General features: G+C 53.1%; 1 protein-coding gene. It reads right to left on the reverse strand.

Going from position 1 to position 1,246, the window contains the following annotated elements; all coding sequences use genetic code 11:
• Window positions 1-30 precede the first annotated feature (30 nt).
• A protein-coding gene (locus Q3A88_RS21825; RefSeq protein ID WP_317178662.1) for an IS3 family transposase occupies window positions 31-1,181 on the reverse strand; the annotation gives its coding sequence in 2 pieces (ribosomal slippage) (window positions 31-923 and window positions 923-1,181; 1,152 coding nt in all).
• Window positions 1,182-1,246 lie beyond the last annotated feature (65 nt).

A 1,246-nucleotide genomic window follows, 5' to 3' on the forward strand; every position in this document is an offset into this window, starting at 1 on the left:
TGATCCTACCCACGTAATGTGGACACAGCCCTAAGCGAGGTTCTGGTTTTCAAACTGTTCCGGGCTGAGTCCGCCACAGGCACTGTGGCGACGCCAGCGATTGTAATCGCACTCAATATAATTAAACACCGTTGTTCGCATTATTTCCCGGCTGGCAAAGTGCTCACCGTGGATACATTCCACTTTCAGCGAGTGGAAAAAACTTTCTGCACAGGCATTGTCGTAACAACATCCCTTTGCGCTCATACTGCCTCGCAGATTATGGCCTTTCAGCATGGCCTGATAGTCTGCTGAACAGTACTGGCCTCCACGATCAGTGTGCACAATGACGTTTTGAGGTCGTTTTCGTCGCCACAGTGCCATGTGTAGGGCATTACATGCCAGCGTCGCCGTCATTCTCGATGACATCGACCAGCCGATAACCGCACGCGACCACAGGTCGATCACCACCGCCAGATACAGCCAGCCTTCATCCGTGCGAAGATACGTGATATCGCCTGCCCACTTCTGGTTCGGACCGCTGGCGATAAAATCTTGCTTTAGCAAATTTTCAGACACTGGCAGGCCGTGGTCCCGGTAGCTGACCGGACTGAACTTACGGGCGGCTTTTGCCCGTAGCCCCTGACGGCGCAGACTGGCAGCAATGGTTTTCACATTATACTCCGCTAGTTCGTCAGCCAGTCGTGGGGCACCGTACCGCTGTTTGGCGTTATTGAATGCCTTGCTGACGGCATCATCGCAGACCAGCCGGAATCGCTGACGCGAGTTGGCCTGATGGCGGCGACAACACCAGACATACCAACCGCTGCGAGCAACCCGAAGCACCCGACACATCGCTTTAATGCTGAACTCAGCCTGATGCTTTTCAATAAAGACATACTTCATTTCAGGCGCTTCGCGAAGTATGTCGCGGCCTTTTGGAGAATGGCCAGTTCCTCGTCTCTCTCTGCCAGTTGGCGCTTGAGGCGAGCAATCTCTGCTGCCTGTTCACTCTCTCGCTCAGAGGTAGTTGTCTGGCTCTGTTGCTTGCTACGCCAGTTATAGAGCTGGGATTCGTACAGACTGAGTTCACGAGCAGCGGCAGCAACACCGATGCGTTCTGCAAGTTTCAGGGCTTCGTTGCGAAATTCAGGCGTATGTTGCTTACGTGGCTTCTTACTGGTTGATACGGATTTTGTCATGTGAGCTACCTCTGGTAGAGAGTTTACTCACTTAGTCGCGTGTCCACTATTGGCGGGTAAGATCA

Source organism: Pectobacterium sp. HCp5_1 (assembly GCF_032905925.1).
In the GTDB taxonomy this organism is placed as follows: Bacteria; Pseudomonadota; Gammaproteobacteria; order Enterobacterales; family Enterobacteriaceae; genus Pectobacterium; species Pectobacterium brasiliense_A.